A 14,993-nucleotide genomic window follows, 5' to 3' on the forward strand; every position below is an offset into this window, starting at 1 on the left:
CGAGGGACGGCCCACGATATGGCGCGGCTTTTTATAGCCGCGAATGGCTTTGATCCGGTGGTTTCGCATGATCTTGGCTACCCGATGCTTGCCGCAGATCTCACCCGCTTCGCGCAGGTCGCAGAACACCCGACGGGCTCCGTAAACGCCCTCGCTGGCGACATACGAATCCTTGATCACCTCCAGCAGACGCCGGTCTTCGGTATCTCGATCGGACATGGGCTTATGCACCCACTGGTAGTAGCCCCCACGGGTAACGCGTAGCACCCGGCACATTGTGGCAATCCGAAATTCGTGCCGGTGATCGTTGATGAAGCGGTACTTCACTCGGGTTCCTTGGCAAAGTACCGTGCGGCTTTTTTTAGAATGTCGCGCTCCTCCTCGACGCGCCGCAGTTGAGCACGCAAACGCAGTAGCTCGCTCTTGGCCTCCAGCAGTTCGCTCGCCTGCTTTTCCGTCTTATCCGGAGCCACCGCCTTGACCCACTTATAGAGGCTGTGCGCCGAGACGCCAAGACGGGCCGACACCTCGGCGACCGAATACTTCCGGTCAATCACCTGGCGTACGGCTTCTTCTTTAAATTCAGGGGTAAAACGTTGGGTGCTCATGGGACCTCCTCCTATGCTCAAATCATAGGCGGGAAGTGCTTACGATTCCCGGGGCAGTCCAAAACCGGCTCCTGAGTGTCTACGAAAAGCTGTGCGGTCCACTTCCAGCCACACCGTGATTTCTAAGCTGTCGCAACTCGCGTTGAAAAAAGGCGATGCGCCACGTACCGGCATACAAACCCTGTTATAAGCATTGATGGCAGGATAAACCACAATGTTTTGAGCAGGAACGCGACATCCGTGAGGGAGCGTATAAATGCCAGTAAAGCACCGAGCGGAAGCGGCATTACTGAAAGTGTGCCGGCGGGTGCAATTGCCGGTGAAACGAACACGACGCCCAGGGCAACGAACATCGCTTTCTTACGCTGGATAGGCCAGGCCGCCTTCTGCAGTGGATAGAGAACCACAGTCAGTAAGCCGACGCCGATCACTAGCTCGACGATCGCAACAAGCCAAAGAATCAACACAGCAGAAAACATTGGCATAGTCCTATGCAAGAATGAGCTGGCTTATCCAGCCAAAGTACAATCAGCGATTGCATCCACTTTTACAACCACCAGCGACCGCACCAGGCGCTGAAGATGAAAACACCCGCCTAGGCGTATGCGTTAGCGGCCTGACCTGTGCAGGATGTGCTGGGTCATTACACAATTTCCGTGAGATGTATCCGGAACTCGAATGCTTCGAGACCTTGAGTGATGCGCGAGCGTGCGCGAAGCCGGCCGCTCTGTACGACATGCAGGACTTTCCGTGATTCGTTCGCGCATCCGAAGCGGATGATTTGCGAAGGATGCCTGCCGCGACTACAGACAGCCTTCCGTCGATTTGCTACGTTCCATCTGTTGCCCGCGCCGACGTCGAACACGCATCGCAGGCAACCATCGCTCAAAGCGGTGAGAAGTCGCGAGCCAGAAGCGTTGCAGCGCCCCTGGCCCGCTAACCACAACCAACTTCACAGGAGTCAATCGTGGCTACCCCCGATCATACGGCACCCGCTCGCCCGCCGAATCCCCCAGGCGGCATCCCTCTCGGAAACCGGGCTGTCTGCCTCTAGCGCAGGCGCGGTTGAAGAACCGCGGCGCACCGTTACCACCCGCTGCTTTCGGGCCGTTTCGACCCGGCGTGCTCCCGTGCGCTGGTAAGAAACGCGGACGCCGCATCCACTTCGTCAATCAGCCGTCCGGCGCCCGGTCACGGGCGGCCGGAGGAACCCGCGAGTCCGTGTGATCCGCGGCATGTCGCACGACGCGGCATGCCGCACCTGGATTCGTGGTGCGGCATTTCTCAAGGAACGAACCGTGTCACTGTCGAGCGAGCGTGTGTTGAACCCGGGCGAGTGCTTCTCTTTCAATGAGGACGCGACCACCCAGGCGTTGTTGAATCAGGCGACCGAATGGCTGCAATACGCGCGCGGCCTGTCGCAGCTGTTGGCGGACCTGGTGCATGAAGCCGATAGCCTGGATTGTGCCCGGCTGTCGTTGGGGCTGGAGGCCCTCGGTGAGCTGACCCATCTGGGCGTGTTGTGTGCGGCCGAGGCGAATGCGCGGATGTGTTGGGACCGCGCGGCGGTGGCTCGGCTCGCGCGGAATCCGCATGCGGCGGAATAGCGGTGGCCTCACGCCCGGCCGCCAGCGCGCGCGTTCGTCCTCCCCCTATGTCTGCGGACGAGGGCTTCAGCGCGTCGTTGTTTCCGGAAACGCCTTGGTGGGTCCAGCGCTTTGCGTGCCTGGCGCCAGCTCGGATTCGGCTATGACCAGAACTGCCTGCTTCATCGCCAAGCGGCGTGACTGCCGATTCCGCATGCTGCGTTATAAGCCCAGTCGGCGCGCGTCACGCCGGGACGGTGACCCAGTGCACATCATTGATCGCTGTCGAGACGTCAGGGGCGGATTTGTGCAACGGCATGCCGATGCGATTCTTACCATCCGCTCTGCCGGACGGAAGCGTGTGTTCTCGTTGCGGCGGTGCTGACGAGGAGTGGATCGCGTGATACGACGCTGCGTTCAAAAACTGTCGGTCGGCGTGCTGATGTCGGCCGTTCCCGCCATGGGCGATGCCACCGAGGGCATGGACCGCCACGCAGCGGTCGGCCTGCGGCCATCGTATGCGGCGTGTTTCGACGCCGTTGGCGATGCCCGGGCGGGCAGCGACGCGTGCCTGCGGGCGGAGGACGCCTATCAAAGGGCGCGGCTCGACCTGAACTATCGCGACGTGATGCTCTACGTGGGACGGTCGGACCGCGCGACGTTGCGTGAGGAGCAAGTCCAGTGGCGTGAACGCCGTGACGCCACGTGCGACCAGCGCAAGCCGGGTGCTCCGATCGAGCCGGAACGTCGGGTCTGCATGACCCACGAGACGGCCAGGCGAGCGACGGTGCTTGAGGGTGTTCTATGGGACATCGTCACGACGCAACTGCCAGATACAAAAAACCGTGGGTTGCGTTCGGCGTATGCCTTGTGCCTTCGCCAAAGCGAATCACCGGGCGATCGTCTTTTCTGCGCCAGGCGGGAGTTGGCGTACCAGGATCGCCGCGTCGGCGTGATGTTCGAGCGGATTGTAGCGAGGTTGGTTGACGCGAAGCGGCAAGGCGTGGAGAACGACCAACGCCGGTGGCGTGCTCATCGGTTGACGCATTGTCGCCCGCCGTCGCCGTCGAAGGTGTCGGCGGAGACGGTTCATTGCGAGGTGAACGAGGCGGCGCGACGGGCGACGGCGTTGGAGGCGATGTTTTGATGGGGTGGCTTCGGATGAGATCGACAACCTCGCGGGCGGCGACGGCGTCCACGCAGGCAGTCGCCGGGTGATCCGGCGCTTTGGATCGCCAGCAAGCACAACCGCACGAACAACTGAGGGAGGGGCCATTACCTCAAGGGCCGTAAGGCGTCGCGTTACGGCGGTGGTTACCCCTGCCGAGAACGGACAGCCTTCAAGGCTGTCCGTCGTATCTCCCCGATGCACCTGGAGCGCCATACAGGCGAACACAGGGCGTGACGGCGGTCCGCGTGATGATTCTAACGCGGGCTCTTGAGGGTATAGCGCTGTGCCCAACCGGCCTCATAGGTGCCGGGCTTTTCCGGGCTCACGGTGGCCGCGGGGTGAATGGACACCGGGACGGCGCGGGCCTTCGCCATAAGCCCCGCGGCGACGGTTCCCAGCATGCCGCTCTGTCGCCATTCTTCGATATGCGGCATGGCCGGTGCTACGCGAAAGAGCTTCAGGGATCGCATGGCGCATACGGCGATGTCGTCTTCGGATTGTTTGCAGGCGTCGGTATAGATCGATCCGGCGGCGCCATCGAGGACGAACCCATCCATCACCGCGACGTCCCCTGGTGCAATGGTGAAGGACGCAAAGGGCTTGGTCAGTGCCATGGACAGTCTTAGACCGTCGACCTCCCTGTCCCGCGTAACCTCGGCAAAGCCCGCGGCCTGGGTCTGATGGGTGATGCTCTCAGACGTCCACGACTGCCGGGCACATTGGCCGTTCGTGAAGACAAGGCTGCAGTACGTCGTGGGGTAACTCTGGGTGATGAACTTGGCGTCCTGCCATTCGGTCGCGCTGTAGTATTCCGTGTCCTTGGTGGCCTTGAGCGACATCGTACCCAAGGCCGCGCTCTTGTCGGACCAGGACGTTCCAGTCATGTCCGGCATGGGCGAGCGACGCAAATCCGTACTCACGCCCGTGAGTTCGTAGGTACCCGGATCGACGATGAAAAATCGATACGTCGATTTCTTGCCGCCCGGATAGTTGTAGAGGTCTCCAGACAGCCCTCGCTCCTTGAGGCTCGTGGTATTTCCCACGGCTAGCGTTCTCGGCTCGGTGCCGGCGCGTCGCCAGGTGACCGTTCCCATGAGGTCGAGCCAGTAATTGACCAGGCGTTCCTCGCGGAGCTGTTTGTATCCCTCGGTGTACTTTCCGTCCATCTGAACGGTTGGCATGATCACTATCGACTTTCCTGCATCCAGGGCACGCGACAGGAGCATGTCCAGGCTCCTGTCCTTAAGTCGGTTGAGCGCGGGATCGGGCTGGGGATTTCTCTTGAACGGATTGACGATACGCGGCCGTTTGTAGGGCTTGCCGGGGGCTGTGGGCAGGCCGGCGTTACCTACGATCGAAAGCATCGTGCACGCCAGGAAGCGGAGCCTCTGGCGCTCACCTTGCTGCTTAGCCAGCGAGCGAAGCACGAACGACGTGGCCCCCAGATCGGCATCGTATTCCACGCGGACCGACAACGGGCGAAGGTCCGGTATGCTTTCGAAACCGATGCTCATCGGGTGCATCAGCGTCGCACTGGAGATACGGATGTCCATGGCGGAGCGGGCGCCGTGGTATTCCTCGGAGACCAACTGCGCATCAGGCATCATGGATACGAACACGCCGAGGCGTCCCAGCGCTTCCCTTCCCGTATCGCGAGAGGGTGTGAGCGTCCAGCTGGCATAAATCGAACTCGTGCCGCCGACGGCGTTGGTCTTGTCATCGAAGTTCTTTTCGCATAAACGCGTCGAGTCGTCTGCGGAAATATCCGTTGATTTCGATGTGGTTACTGTCCTCTTACCTGACGAGTTCGCTTCGGATGCGATGAACGGTCCCGTGCAGGCGGCTAGGGAAAGCACGGAAAGCCCCGTCATGGCGCGACGTAGTCGTCCGGCGTGGCAGCGAAAGGGTCTCAGGTGGGGCATCGATGGGCTCCTTGAAGGATGGCGGGTTAGGGGTGGTCGTTGTTACGTGTGCCTTGTGGAGACGGAGCCCGTCTTGATTTCGTCCGCTTGCACCGGCTGCTGGACACCTGTCATGCGCTGCGGGGATCCTCCAGGGCCGAAAACAGAGTCGGACAACCCGGTGGCTGCTGCGTCACTGTGTTGACCCGCGGCGGGCGAGCGGGCGGCATTTGCGTCCCCTCCGGATCGGCTCTTGCCTTCCGCGCCAAATGGGTTGTGGCTGGTGAAACTTCCCAGGGTGCCTTGGAAGAACATGGCCGCCATCGGTGGGACGGAGACGATCAGGACGGTGAGAAGCAGACCGATGCCGCCTTGTTGCATTGCCGTGTTGGTGAGGCCCTCCGCGTCCGTGCCCAGTATCTTGTTGACTATTTTTGCGCCCCACATGGCGGCGCTGACGCGGAGCGTCAGGCCAAGAACCATGCTGCTGACCACGCTCAGCAGTGCCATGGAGAAGATGGTGCCGATGCCGTAGAGGAGCCACTTTCGGAATAGGTCTTTGGTCTGGTCGAAGATCAGGCACAGGATGAAGAGCGGGCCAAGGCCGATGAACAACGCGATGGCGAACTGGTAGAGAAGAAGCATCGCTGCCGCCGCCATCGGCGGGCTGGCGCTGCCGAACGCGGCAAACCAGGCGGTACGCTGCTTGGTGGAAAGCATTTCCGCATCATTGGGTATCACCTGGACAGCACTGATGGTGCTGAGCGCCAGCTGTGTCCATGCGAGATTTTCGTCGATCGCGTCGGCGGTACTCCGATTGGACTTGCCGGTGAACAGACCGTGGATTTCCTTGTCCAGGTCGACCGTCAGGAACGTATGCAGGTTGAACCCCGTCACCGTCATGGTGCTCGCCGCGCTGACGATGACGGCGATACGTCCCATATGGAGAACGGAGGCCATCATGGGTTCACGTGACTGGCCGCTTACGATGCGAAATCCCTGGAAGAAGATCCACAACGTCACCAGGGTGAGCGCGATGGCACTTGCCCACGTGGACGTTCGGCCCATCAGTTCGCGGCCGAAGTCGTGAATGTCTTGGTTGAGATAGTCGTAAATGAGCTTGAAGTAGACGTAGCTGGTGAGATCGCCCATGTGTCGGTCCTTAGATGCCTATCGTTTCAGTGCGGCTTTGAGCGCAACGGTGTTCACGAGTGAGCCCAGGGGCGAGGGCGATCCCTGTAGAGCGCGGCGGGACAAGCTGCCCTGCATCGTCATGAGCATGTTGATGTGAATGTCCGTCTGCTGCATGTTGGACTCCCAGCTGGAGCGTGCGACGTCAAGCGTCTTGCCGAACTCCGTCAGTTGCTGTGTGACGCCCTGCGTGTTTCCCAGTGACGTGCCGATCTTCGTGATGAGGTTGTTCTGTACCCGGAGTATTTCGTCCGTTTTCTCTTTCACGAAGTCGAGGTAGTCGACGGTGTAGTTGTATTTGGCATTTTTTGCCCGAACGATCTGCACGCACAGGTCACGTTGCTGTGCGAGGACGTCTCCATCGATGTTTGGTGTCAATGTGCTAAGGGCACTATTGAGAACGTTGCCCAATCCTCCGCCGGATGCCGCACCAGGGCACTCCACGTCTACTCCGAAATCCTCGGGGATCCGACTGAACGTATGCCTGGCGGCGAAGGTCGCAAAGCGGAGTTGCCTTAGCTTGTTGATCTGTGTTGTCCAGAACTGGGCCTGGTCAGCGTAGTGCTGGAGGGTCTTCTGGTAGTGCTCAATGGTCTCTTGCCACTGCGCTAGTTGTTCGGCGAACTGGGTGGCGGACTGGAAGAGCGCCGTTGGGTTCGTGACGACGGCGAAAAAGCCCTGCGCGGGCATGGCGACCATGCCGTACAGCATCACCACGAACAGAGCCGGTGAGTATCGGGTGCGACGCCGTAAGGAGACGGCTTTCGTCGGAGGGGCGGGGAAACTCATGAGTCGTCATCCGGTATCAATAGCGCGCCAGAACACCCGAGAAGTCGACATCCCGGGCGACGTAGATCGCCAGCACCGCACCCTGATGGATCGTGACGGTGGCGGGCCGGTTCGCGCTTCGGGCGATGGCGCTACGCGCGAGCGACTGGATCGTCTCGGCGGTGTTGCTCTCGAACGGGCTCTGGGTGATGACGCCGTTGCTGATCTCGGTCTGCACCGGGCCATGCTTGGCGGCGGCATATTTGAAGGCGTCGCTGAACAGGCTGAGCATCAATGCGGAACCGATCCGGCTTCCCCAATGGGCGCTGTAGTGACCGGGGTGTCCTGCGCCGCCGAGGGTGTCGATGCCGGGGCTCGCCATGTTCACGTCGATGCCGGTGGGTGTGACGATGCGGTCCCAGATCACGGCCACGCGCGGGCCGTTCGGTTCCATGGCGTATTTGCCCTGCACCTTCGAGCCCTTGGGCAGGAGCAGACGCTTGCCGGTGAACGAGTAGATCGGCTCGGTGACCGAGCAGGACGTGAAGCCGGGAATGTCCGTGACGATGCGCGTTTCGAGGGTGCAGCGGATCACTGTGCCGCGGAGCATGAGCGTGTCGGGCCGTACGAGCGGCGTGGCGCTGGAGACGTTCGCGAGGTCTTTCGCGGTGTACGCCAGGTTGCCGGTCGCGCTCAGGGTGGGTCCGGCCGGCGCGGCCGAAGGATCCAGTAGATAGGGCGGATAGCCCGGCGGTGCCGCAGGCGCGACGCTGACGCCGTCGGCGACTCCGGTCGTGCCCTGGCTGGCGGCCGCGATGCGGCGTTCGACGAGCGTGGGCTCGCGGGGCGCGACGGATTCAGGCTCGCCGAGAAAGTCACCGGCCATGTAGGGCGATGGCGCTGTCGCGCGCAGCGCGATCGGTTGTGCCGCCGACGGCGTCGGGCTGGGCAGGGCGATGCGTTCGTTGCCGCCGATCATTGCCTTGGGCACCGACACCACCTCCTCGCGGGGACGGGCGGGCGCCGCGGGCGCGTCGGGCTTGTAGATCATCCACGCGCCTACCGTCCCAAGCATCGCGACGATGCTGGCGGCGAGGCCAAGGGCACGCCGGTTGAGGCGCCGCGCCTCGAACGGCGTCAGGTTCGGGGCGGCGCCATCGAGGTCGTGGGTGTCCGGGGTCGACGTCGGCGCTTGCGCTGACGCGACGTAGGGGTTGAACAGCGCCGGTTCGTCCGAAGCCGCGTCGCGGCCCGGGGTGTCGGGGGAAAGAGGTGCGTTCACTTCCGGGTGTTCCTTCGCAGGCCGACGACGTTGGCCTCGTGGCGGATCACGAGGTAGGGATAGGTGCCATGCACCGCGATGGTGTTGCCCTCGACCGTGGTGTTGACGATGGCGTCCGTGCCGTGGGGGCTCTGGCGCATGTACACCGTGGGAAAGTTGCCCGTGGGGAAGGCCTTCAGATCGGGCATGCTTATGTACGTGAAGCGTCCATCGTCATGGACGTGGCTGGGGACGAGCCACGTCGCTGCGCGCCGGGATGTGGCGTAGTCGTAGTCGAAGTGGTAATCGCGGCCCTTGACCAGCGAGGTGTCGAGCAGCGGGGCGTCGTCGGTTTTCGTGACGGGCGATAAAAGGTTCGCGTCAGCCGGGTAGGTGAAGGCGACCTTGTAGTGCACGCCCGCGCGGCGGGCCTGGTCGAGCGTCTTCCAGTCGGTGGCGACCACCTTCATCTCGAAGATGTAGGCATGCGTGGTGGTGCGGATCATGAGGTTGGTGTCGACGTCGACGTTCTTCGGCTTGACGTAGAACACGTTGTTGCGGCGGGTGATGTCCCAGCCCGCGCTGAAACCAGTGCTGTAGTCGAGGATCTGCTCGGTGGGGCTGAGTTCGATCTGCGTGGCGATACCCAGGCCCGTGCGCACGGTGTAGATGCTGCCCTCGGCGTAGTCGTAGGTGACGATGGCCGGGTGCTCGGCGGAGGTCGCGTGGGCGGCGTCGGCGAGGGCGATGCCGGCGACAAGGGCGACGGTGAGTCGGGTCGATCGTGTCATGGCACCTGCGCTCCATCGGCGGTGTCGGCGTGGGCCTCTTCAACGATCAGCTGCGCGCCTTCGAACGCCACGCGGATGCCCTGCGCGGTGTAGATGGCGTTGAGTTGCGTGGTGGCGTCGCGTGCCTCGGACGAATGAATGCGGCCCGCGGCCTTGGGCAGGGTGAAATCCGAGCGCAGTCGGTAGGACAGCGTGGTGTCGGTGTCCCGGCTCCAGCGCGTGAGCAGGCGCTTGAGCGTGCCGTCGGTGCTCGAGGCGTAGTAGACGTAGGGCGTGGCGAGCGGCACTTCGTTGACCTTACGGTCGAAGCGATTGACGGGCTTCCAGAAGCCACCGAAATCACGGGGCGTCGATGGAGTGCAGCCGTTGAGCGCGAGGCATGCCAGGACAAGTGCGCCGATCGGGCGCAGGCGTAACACGGGTGGTTTCACGTTCGAACTCGTAAAAGCGGGGCGCAACGGGGGATCACCCTCACAGAAAGCGAGGGCGGGGGGCACGTCGTGACGTGAGGGATGGGCGCCTAGCGGCGCCGGTGATGCGTGACGTCGCCGTGGCGGATGCGGCGTGGTGGGGTCGTCCGTGGTCGATGAAACATGTGGAGCTCCTGGTGAGGCGCTGGAGAAACGCTCGCGTGGGTTGTCGAACGCCAGTGTAAATACTCGTTTGGCATCGCGCTACGCGGGGCAGTAAACACGCCGCATGGCACGGTGCGGTACCCGCGGGCGCATGACACGCGATGTGAGATCAATCGCAAATCGTCGCCGCGAACCAGCCCGCGTGTCAGCGGAACATCATGGCAAGTGCGATTGTCCCGACGAAAGCAGCCTGCGCTGGACGCGCTGAGGGGGCCAGGAGCGAGCGCGCGTGCGGACAGGAATGCACGCGCGTCGTTGAAGCACCCCTGGAGCGGCAGCCGCAGGGCCTCGGATGTCGTCGCTCAATTCCCGCCGGTGGTGTCAGGTCAGGACGAAGGGTCGAGAAACAGCACATTGATCGCGATGTTGTCGCGTGGGCCGCCCTTGGTCTGGTAGCACACCTTTTTGCCGAGGGTATAAGCGGTGTAGAGCAGTGGCACCATCGAGGGCTCGGTGACGGTATACCAGATACGGTCGTCGGAAAACGCAGCGTATTGGCTACCGCCGACGCCACTCCACAGCGTGACCACGCGATGGCCGCAGCGAAAGCCGCCGGAAGACGTCGCGCGATACACGGGCGTATTCACTGTGTTGCTGTCGGACGGGCGCGCGTTGTGTTGCGCGGTGACGTGCGTCGGCAGGACGATCAGGGTGAGCAGGGCGATTCGTGCGAGGTGATGATGGCATCCGTGCATGGCGATTCCTTGATGGAAAAAACGTGACCTCACCGTGGTTCGTTCCGTTGGCTTTCGTCGACGATACGCAGCAGTAGCGCGGTCGTGGCGCGAACCCAGGCTCGGCAGGCCTCGATGTTTCGGCTCGTCTCATGCCAGCGTTCGGGATCGTCCGGATCGCGTGCGTCCCGTTTTTTCAACGCGTGGTGTTGGGAAGAAAAGCAGGTACTGGCGCAGACCAGGCTCGATGGGCCGGCGCCGTCCATCGTGTCGCCCTGGTAGTTCCACTCGTAAGGCGCGCGGCTGAGTGTGCCGGGTGTGTCCTGCGTTCGTGGGTTGGCGAATTCCAGGCCGCGTTCGGGTGGCGTATCGCGTCCGCGGCTGATGTATTCCACGGCGTCGATAATGTCTCCCGCGGCTATCGGCCGGTGCGACACCCATTCGTTCTCCGCGAGGTAGGTCCAGCCCGTGTATTCGTAGGTGCTGTCGCCCGAACGGTCCGCGGCGTGGAACAGGCTGCGCGCGGCATTGAAAAACTGGGGTCCGGCACGGATGCGGTACACATAGAAGTGCGTCCCGTTGGACTGGTGGTTGCGTCCCCAGCCGATGGCGAAGGGTTCACTCCGCGTCGTGGCGACGAAGCCGGTGGTCTGGTCGCCCGGCTGACAGGTAAGACCGACCACGTGGAGGAAGAGACTGGTGTTGTCGCCCCACGGGGTGAACCCGTTCTGGAACACGTCGCTGGGCGGGCGGGTGTCGGCCCGGTAGAGAAAATTTGCCCGCGCTGTGCAGGCCACGAGGAACAGACTGAGAAGCCCCCAACGCAAGCTGTGGGAACCGATACGATGGACGAGGGACACTACAGCTCCGTTCGGCCGGCCGCTGACCATGGCGTTAGCAGGTCGTCGATCCCGAGCACGGCAGAGGCGGTCATGCCGACGCATAGCAGCAGGTTGTCGTAGATGCGTCGGGCGTCGTTGGCGTCGACGGACCACGGCGCTATCGACCGCTTGCCGCGCGAGTGCCACGAGCTAAAGCCGAAGCATGTGGTGGGACAGAGCGGGTTGGTGGCAGGGGCGGGTTCGATGAGATCCCGGCCGTAATCCCAGACGAACGGGGCAGGGTTGATCGAGCCGGGGAGGTTCGAGGCGCCGAGGTGCTCATAGTGTCGCAGTCGTTCGGGAGCCTGTTGGCGCCCCCGGCTGATGTATTCGGTCGCCTCGATGATGTCGGTGGCTGGCACGGGATGCCGCGTCACCCATTCGCTTTCGGCGAGGTAGGTCCACGCGGTGACGTCGTAGATGTCGTCGTGGGTCTGGCGACTGGCGTGGAAAAGGCTTTGCGCGGCGTTATGGAAGTGGTCGCTGGCCCGCAGGCGATAAACGTAAAAGTGCGTGCCGACCGCCTCATTCTGGCGGCCCCAGTCAATCGCGAAGCGCTCGTCGGCGGTGACGGCGACGAACGCGGTGGTGGGGTTGCCGGGTTGGCAGGTGAAACCCACCACGTGTTCGAACACGCTGGGATTGTCGCCACGGGCAGTAAAGCCGTCGCGAAACACCTCGTGCGGCGGACGGGTGTCCATGCGGTAGAAGAAGTGCGCATGCGCGGCAAGCGGAAGGAGCAACAAAAGCAGGAGCCATAGGCGACAGGGCATGGTTCGTCCTTGAAGGGATAAGCGAGGGCGGTCTTTACAGTTCGGTCTTTGGCGGTGGGGAACTCGGCGCGGGAAAGAGGTCGATGCCCAGGGCGGCGGATGCCGTGCGGCCGACGCAGTCCAGGATGCGATCGGCTTTGCGGCGCGCGTCGTCGACGGCGTCGTCGGGAACGTCGTACCACGTCGACGCCCCTCGCCGTTGCCGTGCGAGGGTGTCCGTGCCGAAGCACACGGCGGGACACAGCGGATTGAAGGCGGGGGGCGCATCCTGCGTGTCGATGCCGTAGTCCCAGACGAAGGGCGAGTGGTTAAGCGGGCCGGGGGTGGCATTCACGCCCGCGGGGATGTAGGTCGCGACCCGGCCGGGTGCCGCATGGCGCCCGCGGCTGACGTATTGGGCCGCTTCGACCACGTCGACGGGAGGAATCGGTCGGGGCGTGATCCATTCGGCTTCGGCCAGGAAGATCCAGCCAGCCATTTCGTAGGCCATCTCGTTGGTTTGGCGGCGCGCGTAAAAAAGGCTTTGAGCCGCATTGTAGAAATGCTCGCTGGATCGGATGCGGTAGACGTAGAAAGTTGACCCTTCGGGTTGATTTTCACGTCCCCAGGCGATGGCGAACGACTCGTTGGCCGACACCGCGACGAAACCGGTCGTGCGGGCGCCGGGCTGGCAGGTCTGGCCGACGACGTGCTGGAAGACGCTGGGGTGTCGGCCGCTCGGCGCGAAGCCGTGCTGGAAGATCTCCTCGGGCGGGCGGGTATCCATCCGGTAGAAGAAGCTGGCGTGCGATGCCGAGGACGCTAACGCGAACAGCAGCACGAGGACGAAGCGTGGGGCCATGACGGATCCATGTCGATCGGGGGCGTCATGGTGACGAAGGTGGGTGCAAGCCCGGAATCGTCACGGGCCTCATTTGGTGAAGGGCCATCGCCTTCGATGTGGTCAGGGTTCGGCTTACAGGGGATTTTGGGCGGTGTCCTGCCAAGGGTGTACGTTCATGTCACCTCATCCGGCCGCGCCGGCTTAGCCCGTGGTCCATCGCGGAGCCGTCGGTTGTCGCAAGAGCGCCACGTCGGCGGGTGCTCGCGATCACCTCACCCCGTCGTCCCGGCGCAGGCCGGGACGCATCGCGATGCGGTCGGTTGTCGCGAGAGCGCTACATCGGAAGGGTGCTCGCGATAACCGACTACCGAGGCTGTAGGCACCGGCCTGCGCCGGTGCGACGGTGTCTGGCAAGGATGAGGGGCTGTCGTTCCTGCACAGGTCCACCGGATGCGGCGGGTGGGATCGCTCGACGGAATCAGCCCAACGGCCGCACGCGAAACGAACGGCCCTTGATCTTGCCCTCGCGCAACCGCGCCAGTGCCTTCCCGGCGAGATCGCGGCGAATCGCGACGTACGAACGCGTGGCGAAGACGTCGATCTTGCCCACGTCGTCGGCTTTCAAGCCGGCGTCGCCGGTCAGTGCGCCGACGATGTCGCCGGGACGAAGTTTGTCCTTGCGGCCCGCGTCGATCACCAGGGTCTTGTTGGGCGCGAGGTTGAGCACCTTGCGGCCGTCGCCGGGCTTGGCCGGATAGCGCGGCATCGGCGCGCCCATGCGCTCTTCGATCGCGCGAAGGCGAGTGAGTTCGCGCGAGCCGGCCAGCGTGATGGCCAGACCCGCCGCGCCTGCGCGACCGGTGCGGCCGCTGCGATGCGTGTGCGTGTCGGGATCGTGCGCCACGTCGTAACTCACCACCAACGGCAGGCCGGCGATGTCGAGGCCGCGTGCCGCCACGTCGGTAGCCACGAGCACGTTGCAGCTGCGGTTGGCGAAGCGCACGAGGGCCTCGTCGCGGTCGCGCTGGTCGAGGTCGCCGTGCAGGGCGAGCGCGGAAAAACCGAGTTGATCGAGTTCGGCGGCGAGGTCGTCGACATCCTTGCGCATGTTGCAGAACACCAGCGTGGATTCGGACTTTTCGTGCGCGAGGATGCGCGACAGCACCGCGGTCTTCGCCGCTGGCTCCACCTCGACCACGCGTTGTTCGATCGTGGCCTCGGTATGCGGTTCGGCGATGGTGACGATCACCGGATCGTTCTGCATGCGCGCGCTCACGGCGCGGATCTCGTCGGGATAGGTTGCCGAGAACAGCAGCGTCTGGTGATGCTTGGCGATGCGCTTGACGATGTCGTCGATCGCTTCGCCGAAGCCCATGTCGAGCATGCGGTCGGCTTCGTCGAGCACGAACGTGGCGATGCCCCCGCCGTGCAGGCTCCCGCGCTTGAGGTGCTCCTGCACGCGCCCGGGCGTGCCCACGACGATGTGCGGGTCGTGCTCCAGCGAGGCGAGCTGCGGCCCGAGCGGCATGCCGCCGCACAGCGTGAGCAGCTTGACGTTGGGGATATTCGTGGCGAGGCGGCGGATCGACTTGGCCACCTGGTCGGCCAGTTCGCGTGTAGGACAGAGCACCAGCGCCTGCAGGCGGATCACGTCGGGATCGAGCCGTTGCAGCAGGCCCAGCCCGAACGCGGCGGTCTTGCCGCTGCCCGTGCGCGCCTCGGCCATGACGTCGCGGCCGGCGAGGATCGGCGGCAGGCTCTCGGCCTGCACGGGCGTCATGGTGTCGTAGCCGAGCGATGCGACGGCGGCGAGCAGGGCGGGGGAGAGGGCGAGCTGGTCGAAAGCGTTCATGCCACATGATCGCACGAACGTGCGTGGACATATCCCGCGCGAGGTCGCGTTACCATTCGGCGGCACCGGAGAGGGTGG

The 14,993-nt window shown here is 63.6% G+C and carries 15 protein-coding genes and 1 pseudogene; 3 read left to right on the forward strand and 13 right to left on the reverse strand.

The genetic code is table 11. The features are described from left to right. Both PI246_RS00005 and PI246_RS00010 read right to left on the reverse strand, forming a co-directional pair. A pseudogene (locus PI246_RS00005) lies at positions 1 to 608 on the reverse strand (transposase); the annotation flags it as partial. A 122-nt stretch (positions 609 to 730) separates the two neighbouring features. Further along, entirely contained in the window at positions 731 to 1,087 is a 357-nt protein-coding gene (locus tag PI246_RS00010) for a hypothetical protein (RefSeq protein WP_320549234.1), read from the reverse strand. A 48-nt stretch (positions 1,088 to 1,135) separates the two neighbouring features. On the opposite strand from PI246_RS00010, the gene PI246_RS00015 reads away from it, so the two are divergent. The 3 genes from PI246_RS00015 (at position 1,136) to PI246_RS00025 (ending at position 3,341) form a co-directional block, all read left to right on the forward strand. After that, a complete protein-coding gene (locus PI246_RS00015) occupies positions 1,136 to 1,207 on the forward strand; it encodes an integrase core domain-containing protein (protein ID WP_320550219.1) in 72 nt (23 codons plus the stop codon). A 624-nt stretch (positions 1,208 to 1,831) separates the two neighbouring features. After that, entirely contained in the window at positions 1,832 to 2,215 is a 384-nt protein-coding gene (locus PI246_RS00020) for a hypothetical protein (RefSeq protein WP_320549235.1), read from the forward strand. A gap of 439 nt (positions 2,216 to 2,654) precedes the next feature. Then, positions 2,655 to 3,341 (forward strand): lysozyme inhibitor LprI family protein, encoded by a 687-nt coding sequence (locus tag PI246_RS00025; protein ID WP_320549236.1) that lies wholly within the window; start codon positions 2,655 to 2,657, stop codon positions 3,339 to 3,341. A gap of 278 nt (positions 3,342 to 3,619) precedes the next feature. On the opposite strand, the gene PI246_RS00030 is transcribed toward PI246_RS00025, so the two are convergent. From PI246_RS00030 to dbpA, 11 genes are all read right to left on the reverse strand, one after another. Further along, positions 3,620 to 5,287: a hypothetical protein gene (locus PI246_RS00030; protein WP_320549237.1), complete on the reverse strand. Its 1,668-nt coding sequence runs from the start codon at positions 5,285 to 5,287 to the stop codon at positions 3,620 to 3,622. 42 nt (positions 5,288 to 5,329) lie between these two features. After that, positions 5,330 to 6,418 carry a type IV secretion system protein gene (locus PI246_RS00035; protein ID WP_320549238.1) on the reverse strand — a complete coding sequence of 363 codons (1,089 nt, stop codon included), beginning with the start codon at positions 6,416 to 6,418 and terminating at the stop codon, positions 5,330 to 5,332. Positions 6,419 to 6,436: 18 nt separating this feature from the next. Then, on the reverse strand, positions 6,437 to 7,246 hold the full coding sequence (locus tag PI246_RS00040) for a hypothetical protein (RefSeq protein ID WP_320549239.1): 810 nt from the start codon (positions 7,244 to 7,246) through the stop codon (positions 6,437 to 6,439). A 16-nt stretch (positions 7,247 to 7,262) separates the two neighbouring features. Further along, positions 7,263 to 8,507, reverse strand: a complete 1,245-nt coding sequence (locus tag PI246_RS00045) for a TrbI/VirB10 family protein (protein ID WP_320549240.1) — start codon at positions 8,505 to 8,507, stop codon at positions 7,263 to 7,265. Further along, positions 8,504 to 9,277, reverse strand: a complete 774-nt coding sequence (locus PI246_RS00050) for a TrbG/VirB9 family P-type conjugative transfer protein (protein WP_320549241.1) — start codon at positions 9,275 to 9,277, stop codon at positions 8,504 to 8,506. The genes PI246_RS00045 and PI246_RS00050 overlap by 4 nt, the downstream gene beginning before the upstream one ends. Beyond that, on the reverse strand, positions 9,274 to 9,708 hold the full coding sequence (locus PI246_RS00055) for a hypothetical protein (protein WP_320549242.1): 435 nt from the start codon (positions 9,706 to 9,708) through the stop codon (positions 9,274 to 9,276). Before PI246_RS00055 ends, PI246_RS00050 begins: the two co-directional genes overlap by 4 nt. Positions 9,709 to 10,238: 530 nt before the next feature. Continuing rightward, positions 10,239 to 10,607, reverse strand: coding sequence for a hypothetical protein (locus PI246_RS00060; protein ID WP_320549243.1), 369 nt, complete (start codon positions 10,605 to 10,607; stop codon positions 10,239 to 10,241). Positions 10,608 to 10,636: 29 nt separating this feature from the next. Beyond that, a complete protein-coding gene (locus PI246_RS00065; RefSeq protein WP_320549244.1) occupies positions 10,637 to 11,446 on the reverse strand; it encodes a scabin-related ADP-ribosyltransferase in 810 nt (269 codons plus the stop codon). Next, positions 11,446 to 12,240, reverse strand: coding sequence for a hypothetical protein (locus PI246_RS00070; protein WP_320549245.1), 795 nt, complete (start codon positions 12,238 to 12,240; stop codon positions 11,446 to 11,448). The genes PI246_RS00065 and PI246_RS00070 overlap by 1 nt, the downstream gene beginning before the upstream one ends. Before the next feature lie 34 nt (positions 12,241 to 12,274). Beyond that, positions 12,275 to 13,081 carry an enterotoxin A family protein gene (locus PI246_RS00075; RefSeq protein ID WP_320549246.1) on the reverse strand — a complete coding sequence of 269 codons (807 nt, stop codon included), beginning with the start codon at positions 13,079 to 13,081 and terminating at the stop codon, positions 12,275 to 12,277. Between the two features lie 460 nt (positions 13,082 to 13,541). After that, positions 13,542 to 14,915, reverse strand: coding sequence for an ATP-dependent RNA helicase DbpA (gene dbpA, locus PI246_RS00080; RefSeq protein ID WP_320549247.1), 1,374 nt, complete (start codon positions 14,913 to 14,915; stop codon positions 13,542 to 13,544). Positions 14,916 to 14,993: the final 78 nt, after the last annotated feature.

Source organism: Luteibacter sahnii (assembly GCF_034063545.1).
In the GTDB taxonomy this organism is placed as follows: domain Bacteria; phylum Pseudomonadota; class Gammaproteobacteria; order Xanthomonadales; family Rhodanobacteraceae; genus Luteibacter; species Luteibacter sahnii.

Excerpts from the sequence above, each read along its gene's own strand:
- PI246_RS00035 (WP_320549238.1), bottom strand. The coding sequence starts at position 6,418 with ATGGGCGATCTCACCAGCTACGTCTACTTCAAGCTCATTTACGACTAT.
- PI246_RS00060 (WP_320549243.1), bottom strand. The coding sequence starts at position 10,607 with ATGCACGGATGCCATCATCACCTCGCACGAATCGCCCTGCTCACCCTG.
- PI246_RS00075 (WP_320549246.1), bottom strand. The coding sequence starts at position 13,081 with ATGGCCCCACGCTTCGTCCTCGTGCTGCTGTTCGCGTTAGCGTCCTCG.
- PI246_RS00040 (WP_320549239.1), bottom strand. The coding sequence starts at position 7,246 with ATGAGTTTCCCCGCCCCTCCGACGAAAGCCGTCTCCTTACGGCGTCGC.
- PI246_RS00010 (WP_320549234.1), bottom strand. The coding sequence starts at position 1,087 with ATGTTTTCTGCTGTGTTGATTCTTTGGCTTGTTGCGATCGTCGAGCTA.
- PI246_RS00070 (WP_320549245.1), bottom strand. The coding sequence starts at position 12,240 with ATGCCCTGTCGCCTATGGCTCCTGCTTTTGTTGCTCCTTCCGCTTGCC.
- PI246_RS00030 (WP_320549237.1), bottom strand. The coding sequence starts at position 5,287 with ATGCCCCACCTGAGACCCTTTCGCTGCCACGCCGGACGACTACGTCGC.
- PI246_RS00025 (WP_320549236.1), top strand. The coding sequence starts at position 2,655 with ATGGGCGATGCCACCGAGGGCATGGACCGCCACGCAGCGGTCGGCCTG.
- dbpA (WP_320549247.1), bottom strand. The coding sequence starts at position 14,915 with ATGAACGCTTTCGACCAGCTCGCCCTCTCCCCCGCCCTGCTCGCCGCC.
- PI246_RS00050 (WP_320549241.1), bottom strand. The coding sequence starts at position 9,277 with ATGACACGATCGACCCGACTCACCGTCGCCCTTGTCGCCGGCATCGCC.